At 55.3% G+C, this 16044-nt stretch carries 16 protein-coding genes and 1 pseudogene; 10 read left to right on the top strand and 7 right to left on the bottom strand.

All coding sequences use genetic code 11. The annotated features are described in order from the left end of the window. Nucleotides 1-8 precede the first annotated feature (8 nt). The 9 genes and pseudogenes from ACOTYN_RS17120 (at nucleotide 9) to cmoB (ending at nucleotide 5533) form a co-directional block, all read left to right on the top strand. On the top strand, nucleotides 9-221 hold the full coding sequence (locus ACOTYN_RS17120; RefSeq protein WP_180260396.1) for a hypothetical protein: 213 nt from the start codon (nucleotides 9-11) through the stop codon (nucleotides 219-221). Nucleotides 222-694: 473 nt separating this feature from the next. Beyond that, a pseudogene (locus tag ACOTYN_RS17115) lies at nucleotides 695-823 on the top strand (hypothetical protein); the annotation flags it as partial. After that, entirely contained in the window at nucleotides 820-969 is a 150-nt protein-coding gene (locus ACOTYN_RS17110; RefSeq protein ID WP_180260395.1) for a hypothetical protein, read from the top strand. The pseudogene ACOTYN_RS17115 and the gene ACOTYN_RS17110, both read left to right, overlap by 4 nt. 7 nt (nucleotides 970-976) lie before the next feature. Beyond that, nucleotides 977-1213: an excisionase family protein gene (locus ACOTYN_RS17105; protein ID WP_006811088.1), complete on the top strand. Its 237-nt coding sequence runs from the start codon at nucleotides 977-979 to the stop codon at nucleotides 1211-1213. 55 nt (nucleotides 1214-1268) lie between these two features. Continuing rightward, nucleotides 1269-2582: a tyrosine-type recombinase/integrase gene (locus tag ACOTYN_RS17100; protein WP_058662518.1), complete on the top strand. Its 1314-nt coding sequence runs from the start codon at nucleotides 1269-1271 to the stop codon at nucleotides 2580-2582. Continuing rightward, nucleotides 2561-3334, top strand: coding sequence for a DUF72 domain-containing protein (locus ACOTYN_RS17095; protein ID WP_332956989.1), 774 nt, complete (start codon nucleotides 2561-2563; stop codon nucleotides 3332-3334). The genes ACOTYN_RS17100 and ACOTYN_RS17095 overlap by 22 nt, the downstream gene beginning before the upstream one ends. 51 nt (nucleotides 3335-3385) lie before the next feature. Continuing rightward, nucleotides 3386-3781 carry an MAPEG family protein gene (locus tag ACOTYN_RS17090; protein ID WP_014884325.1) on the top strand — a complete coding sequence of 132 codons (396 nt, stop codon included), beginning with the start codon at nucleotides 3386-3388 and terminating at the stop codon, nucleotides 3779-3781. Between the two features lie 40 nt (nucleotides 3782-3821). Continuing rightward, nucleotides 3822-4565 carry a carboxy-S-adenosyl-L-methionine synthase CmoA gene (gene cmoA, locus ACOTYN_RS17085; RefSeq protein WP_014884326.1) on the top strand — a complete coding sequence of 248 codons (744 nt, stop codon included), beginning with the start codon at nucleotides 3822-3824 and terminating at the stop codon, nucleotides 4563-4565. Further along, entirely contained in the window at nucleotides 4562-5533 is a 972-nt protein-coding gene (gene cmoB / locus ACOTYN_RS17080; protein ID WP_014884327.1) for a tRNA 5-methoxyuridine(34)/uridine 5-oxyacetic acid(34) synthase CmoB, read from the top strand. The genes cmoA and cmoB overlap by 4 nt, the downstream gene beginning before the upstream one ends. Before the next feature lie 262 nt (nucleotides 5534-5795). Here cmoB and cutC read toward each other — a convergent pair whose 3' ends face one another. Together cutC and ACOTYN_RS17070 are read right to left on the bottom strand one after the other, a co-directional pair. Continuing rightward, a complete protein-coding gene (cutC, locus tag ACOTYN_RS17075) occupies nucleotides 5796-6539 on the bottom strand; it encodes a copper homeostasis protein CutC (protein ID WP_014884328.1) in 744 nt (247 codons plus the stop codon). A gap of 78 nt (nucleotides 6540-6617) precedes the next feature. After that, on the bottom strand, nucleotides 6618-7178 hold the full coding sequence (locus ACOTYN_RS17070; RefSeq protein ID WP_014884329.1) for a VOC family protein: 561 nt from the start codon (nucleotides 7176-7178) through the stop codon (nucleotides 6618-6620). A 239-nt stretch (nucleotides 7179-7417) separates the two neighbouring features. Between ACOTYN_RS17070 and argS the strand changes: the two genes are divergently transcribed. After that, entirely contained in the window at nucleotides 7418-9151 is a 1734-nt protein-coding gene (gene argS / locus ACOTYN_RS17065; protein ID WP_045134196.1) for an arginine--tRNA ligase, read from the top strand. A 35-nt stretch (nucleotides 9152-9186) separates the two neighbouring features. On the opposite strand, the gene ACOTYN_RS17060 is transcribed toward argS, so the two are convergent. The 5 genes from ACOTYN_RS17060 to flhB all read right to left on the bottom strand — a co-directional run bounded on the left by ACOTYN_RS17060 (nucleotide 9187) and on the right by flhB (nucleotide 15788). Next, nucleotides 9187-10326, bottom strand: a complete 1140-nt coding sequence (locus ACOTYN_RS17060; RefSeq protein ID WP_047027937.1) for a glycoside hydrolase family 88/105 protein — start codon at nucleotides 10324-10326, stop codon at nucleotides 9187-9189. Between the two features lie 4 nt (nucleotides 10327-10330). Continuing rightward, a complete protein-coding gene (locus tag ACOTYN_RS17055; protein WP_047027919.1) occupies nucleotides 10331-11914 on the bottom strand; it encodes an MFS transporter in 1584 nt (527 codons plus the stop codon). 262 nt (nucleotides 11915-12176) lie between these two features. Then, the gene (gene flhE / locus ACOTYN_RS17050; protein ID WP_014884333.1) at nucleotides 12177-12569 is read right to left on the bottom strand and encodes a flagellar protein FlhE; all 393 of its coding nucleotides are present in this window, start codon (nucleotides 12567-12569) and stop codon (nucleotides 12177-12179) included. Then, a complete protein-coding gene (gene flhA / locus ACOTYN_RS17045; protein WP_014884334.1) occupies nucleotides 12569-14647 on the bottom strand; it encodes a flagellar biosynthesis protein FlhA in 2079 nt (692 codons plus the stop codon). Before flhA ends, flhE begins: the two co-directional genes overlap by 1 nt. Then, nucleotides 14640-15788, bottom strand: a complete 1149-nt coding sequence (flhB, locus tag ACOTYN_RS17040) for a flagellar biosynthesis protein FlhB (RefSeq protein WP_023330732.1) — start codon at nucleotides 15786-15788, stop codon at nucleotides 14640-14642. Before flhB ends, flhA begins: the two co-directional genes overlap by 8 nt. Nucleotides 15789-16044 lie beyond the last annotated feature (256 nt).

Below are 16044 nucleotides of genomic sequence, written 5' to 3'. Positions count from 1 at the left end.
AAATGACGATGAAAAAAGGCCAGCATTCAGCTTTCCCCTGTGCGCGTACCGATACACCACGAGGCATGACCTACCGACAGTATTTGGTCTGCCAGTTGGCACCGCTACTCGCAGCGCAATTTTTTGAAAATAGCGCATGGACTGATTACGACGACTTTGCCAGATCACTAATGATGATGACTGACAGCATCATTGAGGCCGAAAAGGAGACTGCACAATGAGCAAAATTCTTAATCCGGTAGTGCTTATTCATAAGCGCGAAAACAGTGACACCTACGCCGTTGCGATCACCAGCGGCAGCCAGGACTATCACGACGCCATTCTGATGGCGACGATGGAACCGGACATGACCGGCGATAGCGTCGATATCTGGAGCAAAACAGGCTACTACATGGCCCAGGAGATAGAGCGCTGGCGCCGGGTGGCGGCTCTGGCGATTGCAAGACTGGATTCTGCCGATGATAAAAATGTATGGCAGGCTGTCGGATTCGCTTTGGGTGCTCTCGAATGTGCTGCCGCGGGCGAAATTGCAGGCTCCACACAAAACAGCAGGCACATCGGAAAAGTGCAGGAGGTGCAGGTGGTGCAGGAGCAAAGCGGCACCCTCCCCCTCGAGGAGCAAGTACAGAGCTGTAATAGCCCGGGAAGTGTGCCGGTTCACGGCGTCACTGCTGGTAAACCGTTGACCATCACCCTTCCGGCCCTTCCTTTTTTGGGCTCTAAGGAAGAGTGGTATCAGGGCTTCGCCGCTGGCGCCGGGAGCATGCGTGAGGAATGCGCTGCGATGCTAATTTCAGCCGGGATCGGCGTGGAGGTGAAATGATGCATCAGGCTTTCGAAATGTGGGTTCGCCAGCGGTACGGAAGCCGCTACGACCTGACGCGGGATATTCAGGGGCTTTACTGCCGGGAAGTGGTTAAGCGGATGTTTGAGGTCTGGTGTCACTGCCGTGGTCTGGATGTGGTGTGAGGTGATTATGAGCGACGTTGTTCTTCTGGTACCGAATGACTGGGTTAGCGAAAAGGTTCTGATTGCGGTTACCGGGCTCAAGCCCGGAACCATCCTCCGGGCCAGAAAAGAATGCTGGCTGGTTGGGCGGGAATATGTGCATGTTTCACCTGACGGAAATCCGAAACCTTCCAGCGAGTGCATGTATAACCGTAAAGCGGTCGATGCGTGGGTGGCCTCAATGAAAAACAAACAGCCTGGGTGATCTGAGGCCATGAAAAAGGTAATCTCATATCGCTCTTGGGCGTCTGGAGGAATCAATGGATAAAGTTATATATCCAACAGGCGTCGAAAACCACGGTGGCACATTGCGCATCTGGTTTAATTTCAAAGGTAAGCGTGTCAGGGAGAGCCTCGGTGTCCCTGACACCGCTAAGAACAGGAAGATCGCCGGGGAACTGCGGACATCGGTATGCTTTGCCATCAGAACAGGCACATTTGAGTACGCGGCACAGTTTCCGGACTCCCCTAACCTCAAGACTTTTGGGGTGGGTAAGAAAGAAATTACAGTGTCAGAGCTTGCCGAAAAGTGGCTGGATCTGAAGAGAATGGAAATCTGCGCGAACGCACTCAACCGTTATGAGTCAGTCGCAAGGAATATGGTGCCAAGGATCGGGGGTAATCGGCTGGTGTCGGCGGTGACTAAAGAGGAATTACTGTATATCAGGAAAGATTTACTGACCCGTCACCAGATGCCAATGAAGGGGAAGGTCCCGGCAAAGGGACGAAGTGTTGTCACCGTAAATTATTACATGACAACGATTGCCGGAATGTTTCAGTTTGCCGCAGATCACGGTTACTTAGAGGCGAACCCATTCGACGGGATCAAGCCTCTTAAAAAAGCCAGGGCAGAGCCAGATCCGCTAACTCGTGACGAATTTATTCGCCTGATTGATGCATGCCGGCATCAGCAGACGAAAAACCTGTGGTCACTTGCAGTATACACAGGGGTGCGTCATGGGGAGCTGACCTCCCTGGCCTGGGAGGATATCGATCTTGAAGCTGGAACAATAACAATCAGGCGTAATTATACAAAACTGGGTGAATTCACTCTACCGAAAACTGAGGCCAGTACCAACAGAGTGATACACCTCATTCAGCCTGCGATCAGCGTCCTGAGGAATCAGGCGGAAATGACCAGGCTTGGAAAAAAGCATCAGATCGATGTTCAGCTGCGCGAATATGGCAGAACTGAGAGCCACGAGTGTACATTTGTTTTCAACCCTCAACTGGTCAGAAAATGTCAGCAGGTGGGGATCATCTACAAAGTCGACTCGATAGGTGATTTATGGGACGCAGCGATGAAGCGAGCAGGGATAAGGCACAGGAAAGCATATCAGTCGCGTCACACGTATGCGTGCTGGTCACTGTCAGCTGGCGCTAACCCCAGCTTCATTGCCAGTCAGATGGGCCATGCGAGCGCCCAGATGGTCTTCAACGTATACGGTGCGTGGATGGCAGACAGCAGTAGTGAGCAGATCGCAATGCTGAATCAGAGGCTCGCGGATTTTGCCCCACAGATGCCCCAAAGCATACATAGCAGCGCCAGAGCATTATTGAAATCAGTAAGTTAGTTAATAACGCCCGACATGTCAACTGTGTCGAGGGCAACACGACCCTCTACGCGCTGCCTAAAGCGGAGATTGTTGAACGCTGGCGGGAGCAAACGACCGACGATTTCCGGTTCTGCTTTAAGTTTCCGGCGACCATCTCCCACAACGCCGCGCTGCGCAACTGCGGGGATTTAACCGAAGAATTCTTTTCGCGCATGTCGCCACTGGCGAACCGGATTGGGCAATACTGGCTCCAGCTTCCCGCCACGTTCGGCCCTCGCGATCTGCCTGCCCTGTGGCAGTTTCTGGATAGCCTGCCCCGCGAGTTTACCTACGGCGTGGAGGTCAGGCATGCTGAATTTTTTGCCAAAGGTGAAGCAGAAATAGCGCTCAACCGCGGCCTGCTGGAACGTGCGGTCAACCGTGTCATTCTTGACAGTCGCCCCGTCCACAGTGCAATCCCGCACAGTGAAGCGATTGTGGATGCACAACGCAAAAAACCGAAAGTGCCGGTCCACGCCATCGTCACCGCGCAAAACCCGATGGTCAGGTTCATCGGTAGCGACAACATGCAGCAAAATCAGGCGATGTTCGCCGTCTGGCTGCAAAAATTAGCAAAGTGGGAGCAAACCACTACGCCCTATCTCTTTTTGCACACACCGGATATTGCGCAGGCACCCGAACTGGTCGATGCTCTCTGGCAGGCCTTGCAGGCCGCGGTTCCCGCCGTGGGCAACGCCCCCTCCATTCCACAACAATCTTCTCTTTTCTGATATCACCTCCTATCATAGTGAAGTGCCATCTGCCAAAAACAGGGAGTTTGTATGGTCAGCGCGCTGTATGCGGTGTTAGGTGCATTACTGCTGATTAAGTTTTCATTTGATGTTGTGCGTCTGAGAATGCAGTACCGCGTTTCTTATGGTGACGGCGGTTTTTCGGAACTGCAAAGCGCTATCCGCATTCACGGTAATGCGGTCGAATACATCCCCGTCGCCTTGATTTTACTGCTGTTTATGGAGATGAATGGCGCAGAAACCTGGATGGTTCACGTCTGTGGCCTGCTTCTGATTGCTGGCCGGCTAATGCATTATTATGGCTTTCACCACCGCTTATTCCGCTGGCGTCGTTCCGGCATGAGCGCGACCTGGTGTTCGCTTTTGCTGATGGTGCTGGCTAACCTTTGGTATATGCCGTGGGAGTTGGTTTTCTCCCTCCATTAGCGCACAATACGCCACTTTATTTTTCCCGGATTTTTACGTTATGTCAGATCGCGACACGCTTTTTTCCGCGCCTATCGCCAGCCTGGGCGACTGGACCTTCGATGAACGGGTAGCCGAAGTCTTCCCGGATATGATCCAGCGCTCTGTTCCCGGTTATTCCAATATTATCTCTATGATCGGTATGCTGGCTGAGCGCTTCGTTCAACCCGGCACGCAGGTCTATGACCTGGGCTGCTCGCTCGGCGCGGCAACGCTGTCGGTACGTCGTAACGTTCATCATGAAGATTGCCGAATCATTGCCGTCGACAACTCCCCGGCGATGGTAGAACGCTGCCGTCGCCATATTGATGCGTATAAAGCCCCTGTACCGGTGGACGTCGTCGAAGGCGATATTCGTGAGATTGAAATTCACAACGCGTCGATGGTCATCCTGAATTTTACCCTGCAGTTCCTGGTGCCTGAAGACCGTCAGCTGCTGCTGGACAAAATTTACCAGGGGCTAAATCCCGGCGGCGCGCTGGTGCTTTCCGAGAAATTCAGCTTTGAGGATGCCGACGTTGGCGAACTGCTGTTCAATATGCACCACGATTTTAAACGTGCGAACGGTTACAGCGAGCTGGAGATCAGCCAGAAGCGCAGCATGCTGGAAAACGTGATGCTGACAGACTCCGTAGAAACCCACAAAGCACGCCTGCGCAAAGCCGGATTTGAGCATAGCGAACTGTGGTTCCAGTGCTTTAACTTTGGCTCACTGGTGGCGCTAAAAGCCGGAGATGCAGCATGATTGAGTTCAGTAATTTCTATCAGCTGATAGCTAAAAACCATCTGTCTCACTGGCTGGAAACTCTGCCCGCGCAGATTGCCGCCTGGCAGCGCGATCAGCAGCACGGCCTGTTAAAGCAGTGGTCAAATGCGGTGGAGTATCTGCCAGAGCTGACCCCGCATCGTCTGGACCTGCTTCACAGCGTCACCGCAGAAAGCGAAGCACCGCTCCCGGCCGGGCAGATCAACCGCATCGAAACGCTGATGCGTAACCTGATGCCGTGGCGCAAAGGGCCTTTCTCGCTCTACGGGGTGAACATCAACACCGAATGGCGCTCCGACTGGAAATGGGATCGCGTTCTGCCTCATCTGTCTGACCTGACCGGGCGCACTATTCTGGACGTGGGCTGCGGCAGCGGTTACCACATGTGGCGCATGATTGGCGCAGGCGCGCATCTGGCAGTCGGTATCGACCCAATGCAGCTGTTCCTTTGCCAGTTTGAAGCAGTGCGTAAACTGCTGGGCAACGACCAGCGCGCCCACCTGCTGCCGCTGGGAATTGAGCAACTTCCTGCCCTGAAAGCGTTTGATACCGTATTTTCCATGGGCGTGCTCTATCATCGTCGCTCCCCGCTTGAACATCTGTGGCAGTTGAAAGATCAGCTGGTCAGCGGCGGCGAACTGGTACTGGAAACGCTGGTGATCGAAGGTGACGAACATGCTGTTCTGGTGCCGGGCGATCGCTACGCCCAGATGCGTAACGTCTACTTTATCCCGTCCGCGCTGGCATTGAAGAACTGGCTGGAGAAGTGCGGTTTTGTGGATGTGCGGATTGCCGATGTCAGCGTGACGTCACTCGAGGAGCAGCGCCGCACCGACTGGATGATCACCGAGTCGCTGGAGCAGTTCCTTGACCCGGCCGACCACAGCAAAACCATCGAAGGCTATCCGGCGCCGATGCGTGCGGTATTGATCGCGACGAAGCCGTAACCCTTTAGCCGGGTGACGGCTACGCCTTACCCGGCCTACGCGTCGCACGTTTTCTCCAAAATAGTTCAAGTTGCAGCAAGGCGGCAACGCAGCGAATCCCCGGGAGCTTACATCAGTAAGTGACCGGGGTGAGCGAGGCGGCCAACGCGGCTGCGGCTTGAAATATGAAGGAGAAAAAAAGGCCCCTGTGTAATTTGCAGGGGCCTGGTACAAGCAAGCATCATATTGGGCGACATGATGCGCGGTAAAAATCGGTACGTTGCTACACGTGATAGCGCTCAATCAGCGACTTCATTTCCGCAACCGACTCTCCATCTACACCGTAGCGTGAATACTCATCCGCTTCAGCATCCGTCGACATTGACAGCCCTGTATTGCGATAACGCATGGGTGAAGGTATCCATTTCCCCGCAGAGCTGTGAAGCTCTTCCACCCCGGCGTTTAAAAACCGTTCCAGATTGCCGGCACGGACTCCCGCACCCGCCATTATTATTGGAACACCGGAATGGGCTTTTAGTTCCGTAATTAATTGCAGACCTTTTTCAGCAGAAGACTGTTGCCCTGATGTCAGAACGCGCGCCACACCCAGTTCGGCAAGGGTATCAAACGCTTGCAGTGGGTTTTTGCACATATCAAACGCACGATGAAACGTCACGGCCATTCCTTTTGCGGCGTCCATCACCTGACGCATACGCGGCAGATCGACCTCACCGTCTTCATCCAGCAGGCCGGTCACCAGCCCGGGGAACCCGAGGTCACGAACAAGGGCGATATCTTCAAGCATGGCACTGAACTCACCCGACGTATAACAAAAATCACCGCCGCGAGGACGAATAATGGGGTGTACCGGAAGGGTGACGGCCTTACGGGCCGACGTCAGCACGCCGTATGAGGGCGTTAACCCTCCTTCTTTCGGGGCGGCGCACAGTTCAATGCGATCGGCCCCTTTCCGTTGCGCGGTGACGGCACACTCCACGCTATAACAACAAATCTCCAGCAGCGCCATCGACTCCTCCTTAAAATCGGCTTAATGCGCCATCATGGCACGCCTCTTGTTTTGGGTCTCAGCGACGAGTCACAACTCTCAGGCTTCGCTGGCAACGATCTGCTCAATGGTCCACGGATGAAATTTCACTGTCACCTGCCCGTCAGTCACGGCCAGCGTCGGATTAGGCAGACGCTCACGCTCGCCTTTGGGCGAACTTGTCTTCACAAAAATGCCCGGCTGGCTTAATCCCTCGTCTGAGAGCAGGGCCAGCGCGCGCGCGTTCAACGTTTCCGGCTCACCCGGCAGAACGATTTCGATATGCTCCCAGCCTTCGTGCGGGTAACGTTTTTCACCCGGCCATGGCAGTTCTACAACGGTGAATTGCCAGTGCGCCACGCAGACCGGTTCATGCAGTTTGAACAGACAAATGGGACGACCATTAATCATGTTCTCAGAAAGCAACTCACCACACTGTTCAAACCCGCGACGCCAGCGCTCGGCAGTCGCGTTTTGATGGCAGCGCAAAGAGATGTGATCGGCCTCAAGCGGCGCGATATCCAGACCAAGACGGGTGGCAAGTTCTGTGAACGCCTGGGTGAAGCGCGGTAAATCTGCGGAAATATCATGCAGTTCGTCAATGGATTGCCAGTTCGCCATACGTCAGTCTCTTTTCATGTCGCAAAGCCGCTAATTTACTCTGTTGCCCTGTTTCGACCAACCTCTGAATCGCGGTTTTTACGACTGCATGTTTATGCACCTCTTCTCTGGCTGGATTCTGAGCAATCTTCGGGCCCCGCAATGCTGACGGCAGAAGGCATTTGCAGTATACTCCCGCCCTAAATTCTTTAACTGGCGCGGGCGGTTGTAGGCCCGCATCAAAAACGTAAGGTATCCAGGTGAATATTCAGGCTCTTCTCTCCGAAAAAGTCAGTCAGGCACTGATTGCCGCAGGTGCGCCTGCGGATTGCGAACCACAGGTTCGTCAGTCAGCAAAAGTACAGTTTGGCGACTATCAGGCTAATGGCGTGATGGCAGTGGCTAAAAAACTGGGCATGCCGCCGCGACAGCTCGCTGAGCAGGTATTGACGCATCTGGATCTCACCGGTATCGCCAGCAAAACCGAAATCGCTGGCCCGGGCTTTATCAACATTTTCCTGGAGCCTGCATTCCTGGCAAGCCACGTTGACGCGGCGCTGAAATCAGACCGTCTGGGTGTCTCCCGACCACAAGCGCAGACGGTGGTGATCGACTACTCTGCCCCGAACGTGGCGAAAGAGATGCACGTTGGCCACCTGCGTTCCACCATCATTGGTGATGCCGCGGTGCGCACGCTTGAGTTTCTCGGTCACAAGGTAATCCGCGCAAACCACGTTGGCGACTGGGGTACCCAGTTCGGCATGCTGATTGCTTACCTGGAAAAACAGCAGCAGGAAAACGCGGGCGAAATGGCGCTGGCGGACCTCGAAGGGTTCTACCGCGAAGCGAAAAAGCATTACGACGAAGACGAAGCCTTTGCCGAGCGCGCGCGCAGCTACGTCGTCAAGCTGCAGGGCGGCGATCAATACTTCCTCGAGATGTGGCGCAAGCTGGTGGACATCACCATGTCCCAGAACCAGCTCACCTATAACCGTCTGAACGTGACCCTGACCCGTGATGATGTCATGGGTGAAAGCCTGTATAACCCAATGCTGCCGGGCATTGTGGCGGACCTGAAAGCGAAAAACCTGGCGGTTGAGAGCGAAGGTGCAACGGTCGTGTTCCTTGATGAGTACAAAAACAAGGAAGGTGAACCGATGGGCGTGATCATCCAGAAAAAGGATGGCGGCTATCTCTACACTACCACCGATATCGCCTGCGCGAAGTACCGTTACGAAACCCTGCATGCTGACCGTGTGCTGTACTACATCGACTCCCGTCAGCACCAGCACCTGATGCAGGCCTGGACTATCGTGCGTAAAGCCGGTTACGTACCGGATTGCGTTCCGCTGGAACACCACATGTTCGGCATGATGCTCGGTAAAGACGGCAAGCCGTTCAAAACCCGTGCGGGTGGTACCGTGAAGCTGTCTGACCTGCTGGATGAAGCGCTGGAGCGCGCCCGTCGTCTGGTGGCAGAGAAGAACCCGGACATGCCTGCCGACGAGCTGGAAAAACTGGCTAACGCCGTCGGTATCGGCGCGGTGAAATACGCGGATCTCTCTAAAAACCGTACCACCGACTATATCTTCGACTGGGATAACATGCTGGCGTTTGAAGGCAACACGGCGCCTTACATGCAATATGCTTACACCCGCGTGCTCTCGGTGTTCCGTAAGGCGAACATTGATGAAAACGTGCTGGCGAATGCAAGCGTGACCATCACGGAAGATCGTGAAGCCCAGCTGGCGGCGCGTCTGCTGCAGTTTGAAGAGACGCTGACGGTTGTCGCCCGTGACGGTACGCCGCACGTTATGTGCGCTTACCTGTACGATCTGGCGGGTCTGTTCTCTGGCTTCTACGAGCACTGCCCTATTCTGTCTGCGGAAAATGAATCGGTCCGCAACAGCCGCCTGAAGCTGGCGCAGCTGACGGCGAAGACCCTGAAGCTGGGTCTGGATACCCTGGGTATCGAAACCGTAGAGCGTATGTAATACAAAAAACCCGGCAGCCGCCGGGTTTTTTATTATCAGAAATACTTCCGCAAATACTCCGTCAGACACAGAATCGCCATGGCCTGTCCGTAGGGCATCGACGTCAGCGGGATTTGGCGATAAAACGCCAGGTCGCTGCCCATCCCCGTGCCGAACGACGTTTGCAATAACTCCCCTTCCGGCGAGATATTTTTCACGATGCCGCGAATCGCTTTTTCAGCAACGTCAGCATACGCAGGCGCAACATAGCGCTTACGCACCGCTTTCAGGATCCCGTAGGCAAACCCGGCCGTCGCGGACGCCTCCAGGTACGAGCCCGGATCGTCCAGCAGGGTATGCCACAAGCCGCTCTCGTCCTGACACTTTGCCAGCGCGGCAATTTGCGCATTCAATACCTGCACCAGATAACGGCGCACGGCGTTGTTTTCCGGCAAATCAATCAGTTCGAGGAAATCCGGAATCACGATGGTGAGCCAGCTGTTGCCCCTCGCCCAGCGGGCACGGGCAAAGTTATGGTTGCCGTCGTAACTCCAGCCGTGGAACCACAGGCCCGTCTCCCGGTCCATCAGGTTCTGCACGTGCAGCAGGAACTGATACACCGCCTCTTCAACGTACTCCGGTTTGTTGAGCAGTTTGCCGATTTTCGCCAGCGGCAACACCGTCATCATCAGCGTGTCATCCCACATCTGCTGATGATTCTCTTCCGCCAGGGTGATGTGCTGCATGCCACCGTGATCGGTGCGCGGCATCTCGGTCATCGCCCATTCCGCCCAGCTTTCCAGCCACGGCAGCCAGGCCGGGTTTTTGGTCTCTTCATAACGACAGGCCAGCGTCAGGAACGGTGACATCGTATTGACGTTTTTGGTAGTGGCACCTTCAGCAAAACGGTCAGCAAACCAGCTGTCGATAATCTCGCGCATGCCTGTGTCACCGGTCTGGCAGTAATACTGCCAGATACCGTACAAACCGACGCCGTGCGTCCATTCCCATCCGGCCCAGCCTTTGGTGTCGATCACGCGCCCGTCGTCCAGCCGCAGCAAAAACTCACCCGTCTTGTCGTGGATATTGACCAGGTTATGCGTCACCTTTTGAATCAGTGCTTTCAGCTCATCTCTGGCGATAAAGCGTTCAGGTTGACGCAATAACGGGCTATGTTTGACAGGCCAAACTTTCATCATCTTAACCTCTGTTGTATGTCGAATTCAGTACTGCACGATCCTTCAGCGAAGGTGCGGCTGGCTTATTGCGATTCAGATAACCGATGTTGTTATTACCCCACAGTGACGCATACGGCATACCGGCCAGCATCTCGACAGTGGCGCGGGCGTGCGGCGTCGCTGATTCCGGTATCGCATGCCCCCACGCACGCATTTTCGCGGTCTCCTCGCGCAGCGTGCTGTGGGTCTGTAAATTCAGTCTGAAGCGCAGGGAAACGAGGAATCCGCAGAACAGCACCAGGAGAGTGCCCACACTCAGGATCATCAAAATGGTATGGCTCACTTCCGCAGGCTGCACTTTCTGACCGCTGACAAAGCCGGACATCTGCATCACGATGCCCACCAGCATCACCGCACCGGCCTGAGAGGCTTTACGGGTGAGGGTCATGATGCCGGCGAAGATCCCTTCGCGGCGCTGACCGGTGATCACTTCGTCCACATCAGCGATGTAGGTATAGGTATTCCACGGCACGTAGTTGATACCGCCGCGGCCAAGACCGGCAATGGCAGAAACCAGCAGCAGCAGAGAATAGATGTCGCTCAGCCCGGCATAATAGAGGACGGCGTAAGAAAGAGAGGCAAGGCCAAACAGTACCACCACCATGCGGTAGGACGGCGCAGGACCAAAGCGAATGCACAGCGGGATCATCCCGAGCACGGCGAGAAACTGGAAGATGGCCATCGTACCGAGCAGGTTAGAGGCCATTGAGGCTTCCTGCATCAGCACAAACACCACGTAGTAGGTGAAGACCGCGTTAAATACATCCTGCGCAATGTAGCCGCCGAGATACATGCCCAGATGCTGGCGGAAAATTTTAATTCGCAGCGTAGAACTCAGTTCCACGAACAGACGATTCAGGCTCTGGCCGAGCGTCAGCTTCTTCTTCTCTTCTTCAGCCCGCAGCGCCGCTTCGGACCATTCCTCACGCGGACGTTCCCAGGTAAAGCACCAGACGAAAATGAGCATCAGGGCGCACAGAACGGAGAAAACCAGGCTTGCATAGAAGAAGGAGACCGCATTGTCTTTACCGAAATGCGTGAGCAATATCCCGGGGAGAAAGGAGGCCAGAATGGCGGACATCTGCGCCATGGAAATACGCGCCCCGGAGAACTTGGTTTTCTGTTTGAAGTCATCGGTCATTTCCGGCACCAGCGTCTCGTACGGCACCAGAATCATGGTGTAGACGATATCAAACACCAGATAAGTCAGCAGGTAATACCAGAAATTCATGTCCCCCACCCACATCAGCGAGTAGCTGAACACGCACGGGATCCCCAGCAGAATAAAGAATTTACGGCGACCAAAGCGCTTTCCGAGCCAGGTCGTACCGAAGTTGTCCGTCAAAAACCCCATTAACGGACTGACAACGGCATCCAGCACCCGTGCCGCGGCAAAAATGAACGTTGCTTCAATCGGTGTGAGTCCACAGAAGGTGGTGTAAAAATACAAAAGCCAGGCCGCCGTCAGGGCGGTGGTACCCGCCCCGAGGAAATCACCTGACCCGTATGCAAGATAATTTGCGAGTCCAATTTTACGTGTTTTCATTGCCGTCAACCCTAATCAATGTTGGGAGACTCCCTGTAAGCAAACCTCGTCCGGGAGCTTTTACACGGCTACAGTAAAGGCATCGACTTCCTGATACCTTTCTGTTTCTGCCATCACGCAGGGGGTGAATGGCAAAAATGCAAAGAGTATCGTCACGCGTGTCACTGATTTATAAAACAGCGTTTCTTTTTCATCAAAAGGTGAGGTCAGTTTTGCGAGCCAGCCATCAGTATTCCCTGATGGCTGGTAAAAAAGCGGGCAGTTAGCGGTAGTTTACAATGACAGAATTGCTCTGCACTTTTAGCGCCGGGATCAAACGTCCCCCGCCCGGCACTTCCCAGATAAAACGCAAAGGTTCAATGGCGGGTACGCCGTTGAACGCCTGCGTCGTGCCATTCTCTCCGTCGATTTCCGTACAGCGACTCTGGGAGCAGAGCCGCACCCGCAGTCCGGCTGGCGTTGGGCCAATCAGTCTGTAATTCCAGACCACCATCCCCATCAGACCGGAAACCGCTTCAGAGGGCGACAGCGGAGTAGAAGACATGGCGACACCCCGGTTGCTCAGGGTCACGCCCATGCTGCTTGCCTGCCAGGCGCCTTCCCCGGCCGCCTGTGCCGCCAGCGGGAAGAGCATAATCCAAAGCCATTTAGCCATTATTTTCCTCCAATCGTCGCCGTCATGCGGATATGACGGTTATCCGACAACTCCATATTCGACAGCACCACCAGCTGGTTCAGGCTGCGACGCAGGAAGCGCGACAGCAGCGGACGCAGCGCATGGTTGACCAGCAGCACCGGTGGTGCCCCCAGCATCTCCTGACGTGCCAGCGCCTCCTGGGTCTGCTCCAGCAGGCGATCCGCCAGACCTGGCTCCAGGCCGCCCCCGCCCTGCAGGGCCTGCAGCAGCAGACGTTCAAGCGGCGTGTCGAGGCCAATCACCTGCACTTCTCCGGTTCCCGGGAACCACTGCTGCGTGATTGCGCGCCCCAGCGCCACGCGCACCACCGCCGTCAGCTCGTGCGGATCGCTTTGCAGCGGCGCATGCTCGGCTAGGGTTTCCAGAATGGTTCGCATATCGCGAATCGGCACTTTTTCCTCGAGCAGGTTTTGCAGCACCTTGTGCAGCGTGGTTAACGTCAGCACGCCCGGGACCAGATCTTCCGTGAGCTTCGGCATCTCCTGCGTCACGCGGTCGAGAAGCTGCTGCGCTTCCTGACGACCAAACAGCTCTGCCGAGAATTGCCCAATCAGATGATTAAGATGGGTTGCCACCACGGTACTGGCTTCGACTACCGTATACCCCTGGATTTGCGCCTGCTCTTTCAGCGCACTTTCAATCCAGATGGCCGCCAGACCAAAGGCCGGATCGACGGTTTGCTCGCCCGGCAGCGTGCCTGCCGCGGTGCCAGGGTTAATGGCCAGCCAGCGCCCCGGGTAGGCATCACCGCTGCCAATTTCGACCCCTTTCATCAGAATACGGTAGCGTGCAGGCGGCAGATCCATATTGTCACGGATGTGAACCACCGGCGGCAGGAAGCCCATATCCTGAGCGAATTTTTTACGGATACTGCGGATACGGCCAAGCAGCTCGCCATCCTGCTGAAAATCCACCATCGGGATCAGGCGATACCCCACTTCCATTCCCAGGGAATCTTCCAGCTGCACGTCGTTCCACGTCGCCTCGACGGCCTGAGTATTCTCCGGCATTTTCACCGGAACCGGATCCGCCGCCGGTTGGGTTTCACGGCCACGCATCCACCAGGCCAGCCCCAGCAGACCCGCCGTAAACAGCAGGAAGACGAGGTTTGGCATGCCCGGTACCAGACCAAGCAAACCCAGAACGGCAGCGGCCAGCAGCATTACGCGCGGGTTACTGAAGAGCTGGCCAACCATCTGCTCGCCAACGTCCTGATCGGTGCTCACGCGGGTGACAATCACGCCCGCCGCCGTGGAGATGACCAGCGCCGGGATCTGCGCGACCAGACCATCACCGATAGTCAGCAGCGTGTAGCTTTCCGCCGCGTGGCCCATGTCCATGCCGTGCTGCAATACCCCCACCAGCAGGCCGCCCACCACGTTAATCACCATGATCAGAATGCCCGCGATGGCATCACCGCGCACAAACTTACTCGCACCGTCCATGGATCCGTAGAAGTCCGCTTCCTGAGTGACTTCCGCACGGCGTTTTTTGGCTTCATCTTCCGCGATTAACCCGGCATTCAGATCGGCGTCGATCGCCATCTGCTTGCCCGGCATCCCGTCCAGCACAAAACGGGCGCCCACTTCCGCAATACGTCCGGCACCTTTGGTGATAACCATAAAGTTGATGATCACGAGGATAACGAATACCACGATACCGATAGCGAAATTACCGCCGACCAGGAAGTGGCCGAAGGCCTCCACCACTTTACCTGCTGCTGCCGCGCCGGTGTGTCCTTCCATCAGAATGATACGCGTGGACGCCACGTTCAGCGCCAGTCGCAGCAGAGTGGTAAACAGCAGAATGGTCGGGAACGCGGCAAACTCCAGGGTCCGCTGAGTGAACATCGCCACCAGCAGCACCATAATGGAGAGCGCAATATTAAACGTGAACAGCAGATCGAGGATGAATGCCGGGAGCGGCAGAACCATCATCGACAAAATTAACAGTATGAGAATCGGCCCGGCGAGGATCTGCCATTGGGTCGATTTCAGGTTGCCGGGCAGGCGCAACATTGCCACCAGATTAGCCATCAGTGTCCTTCTCGTTCATAAAATCCAGCGCGGCAGGCACCGGAAGGTTCTCAGGTTTCACAGGCCGTTGACCCCCGGCCAGACGCCAGCGTTTCAACTGCCATACCCAGGCCAGCACTTCCGCCACCGCGGCGTAGAGTTGTCCCGGGATCTGTTGTCCGATTTCCGCATGGCGGTATAAGGCACGCGCCAGCGGTGGAGCTTCCAGGATCGGCACGCGGTTTTCGGTGCCAATTTCCCGGATACGAAGTGCGATCAGCCCCGCCCCTTTCGCCACCACTTTCGGCGCGCTCATCTTGTTTTCGTCGTAGCGCAAGGCAACGGAATAGTGTGTCGGGTTGGTGACGATGACATCCGCCTTCGGCACATCCTCCATCATGCGCCGACGAGCGGCAGCACGCTGCATCTGACGGATACGCCCTTTAACGTGCGGGTCACCTTCCATCTGCTTATATTCGTCACGGATATCCTGACGTGACATCCGCAGTTTCTTGAAATGGCTATAAAGCTGGAAGATAACGTCAAAACCGACCATCGGGATAATGCTGAGCACCACCAGCAGCGCGCAGAGTCCAACCAGATTCAGGGCATTACTCATGGCAGTAAGGGGCGACTCGCTGATGAGGCGCATCATTTCGGGCCAGTGATACCAGAGGAAGAACCCGGCAGAACTGCCCATCAGCACCGATTTGAGAATAGCCTTGAGCAGCTCGGCGCCGGTCTGCGCCGAAAACATTTTCGCAATGCCCGGCAGTGGGTTCAGCTTCGAAAATTTGGGCTGCAGTGATTTTCCGCTAAACACCAGACCGCCCAGCATGACTGGAGAGACCAGCGCCACCAGCACCACGCCGGTAATTAAGGGCAGCAGCGCAACCATGGCCCCTTTTATTAACTGAATAATCTGGCTGAGGATCAGATTCGGGTCATTGACCATACTGTGGTCAAAACGTAAGCCAGTTGAGAGCATTCCCGCCAGCTTGCGGGCGAGCGACTCCCCACCCCACCAGATAATGCACACCCCTACGACAAGGATCAGCAGGGAGGTCAATTCTCGGGATCGGGGGATCTGCCCTTCCTCACGCGCTTTTTCAAGTCGGTGGGGTGTGGGGGCTTCCGTTTTGTCGTCGTTCTCTTCTGCCACAGTGCATGCTCAGCCCATTACGTCACGGTTATCTTGCCACGGGAGGTTATCGCCAATGGGTAGATAAACCCCTATAATCATGCCCTGTTAACCACTTTAACGATTAAACGCTGTAGCGAGGCTGTTTGCCGTTCAAAAAACGCACAACTCAGGTTTGGCAATCACTTTTTAATACTGATTATTTTTTAAAAGTGTTTTTAATAAAAATAAATATAAAATTTTTAAAAACTGAGTTGGCCGGTTTCATCATCAAAAT

The organism is Enterobacter cloacae complex sp. IR5458 (assembly GCF_049238025.1).
Classification (GTDB): Bacteria; Pseudomonadota; Gammaproteobacteria; order Enterobacterales; family Enterobacteriaceae; genus Enterobacter; species Enterobacter kobei.
Note: the sequence above shows the minus strand (reverse complement) of the source record. Positions and strands in the feature narration are given on the sequence as shown.